Here is a 977-nt window from a genome sequence, read left to right as displayed (position 1 = left end):
ATTTCCCACCGCAAGGGTAAGACCCCAGAAAGACTATCTGGTTGATAGGTCGAAGGTGTAAGTGCAGCAATGTATTTAGCTTATCGATACTAATAGGTCGAGGACTTGACCAATATTATTTGATGTTTATTGATTAAAATATATATGTAGTTTTTAGAGTGTTAACTCTATGTAAAGTACTAACTTCAATTAATAGAAGATATTTAATAAAAAACTATTATTATTTAGTACTTTAAAAGTATTGACATTTAAAAATAAAGATGTTAATATAATACTTGTCTTATAAATAGGCAATATGTGGTTATAATAGCAAAGAGGATACACCTGTTCCCATTCCGAACACAGAAGTTAAGCTCTTTAGCGCTGATGGTACTTGGTGGGAAACTGCCTGGGAGAGTAGGACATAGCCACGTGAATATTCCAAGGTAGCTCAACGGTGGAGCAACCGGCTGTTAACCGGTAGGCTGTGGGTTCGAGCCCCACCCTTGGAGCCAAAAAAAGCCGAAGTGGCGGAACTGGCAGACGCACAGGACTTAAAATCCTGCGGGACTTACCTCTCGTACCGGTTCGATTCCGGTCTTCGGCACTTATAAAACAATATCGCGGAGTGGAGCAGTTGGCAGCTCGTCGGGCTCATAACCCGAAGGTCGTAGGTTCGAGTCCTGCCTCCGCAACCATTAAAATGGCTCGTTGGTCAAGAGGTTAAGACACCGCCCTTTCACGGCGGTAACAGGGGTTCAATTCCCCTACGAGTCACCAAAAAAACAATTAAATAAGCGGGTGTAGCTCAATGGTAGAGTTCTGGCCTTCCAAGCCAGCTGTGAGGGTTCGATCCCCTTCACCCGCTCCAAAAAAATGGGATCATAGCTCAGCTGGGAGAGCACCTGCCTTACAAGCAGGGGGTCGCAGGTTCGAGCCCTGCTGGTCCCACCATTTGCGGCCTGGTAGTTCAGTTGGTTAGAATGCCAGCCTGTCAC

6 tRNA genes and 2 rRNA genes are annotated in these 977 nt (G+C 45.1%); all 8 read left to right on the top strand.

Annotated features, from left to right (window positions below):
* Positions 1-113: ribosomal RNA gene (locus IC174_RS20700) — 23S ribosomal RNA — on the top strand; the annotation flags it as partial.
* Positions 114-296: 183 nt separating this feature from the next.
* A 5S ribosomal RNA gene (gene rrf, locus IC174_RS20695) occupies positions 297-413 on the top strand.
* Positions 414-419: 6 nt separating this feature from the next.
* Positions 420-494, top strand: a tRNA-Asn gene (locus tag IC174_RS20690).
* Positions 495-500: 6 nt separating this feature from the next.
* Positions 501-586: transfer RNA gene (locus IC174_RS20685), tRNA-Leu, on the top strand.
* A 15-nt stretch (positions 587-601) separates the two neighbouring features.
* Positions 602-677, top strand: a tRNA-Met gene (locus IC174_RS20680).
* Positions 678-684: 7 nt separating this feature from the next.
* Positions 685-759, top strand: a tRNA-Glu gene (locus IC174_RS20675).
* 17 nt (positions 760-776) lie between these two features.
* Positions 777-850, top strand: a tRNA-Gly gene (locus IC174_RS20670).
* 7 nt (positions 851-857) lie between these two features.
* A tRNA-Val gene (locus IC174_RS20665) sits at positions 858-933 on the top strand.
* Positions 934-977 lie beyond the last annotated feature (44 nt).

The sequence above is a fragment of the Clostridioides sp. ES-S-0001-03 genome (genome assembly GCF_020676075.1).
In the GTDB taxonomy this organism is placed as follows: domain Bacteria; phylum Bacillota; class Clostridia; order Peptostreptococcales; family Peptostreptococcaceae; genus Clostridioides.
Note: the sequence above shows the minus strand (reverse complement) of the source record. Positions and strands in the feature narration are given on the sequence as shown.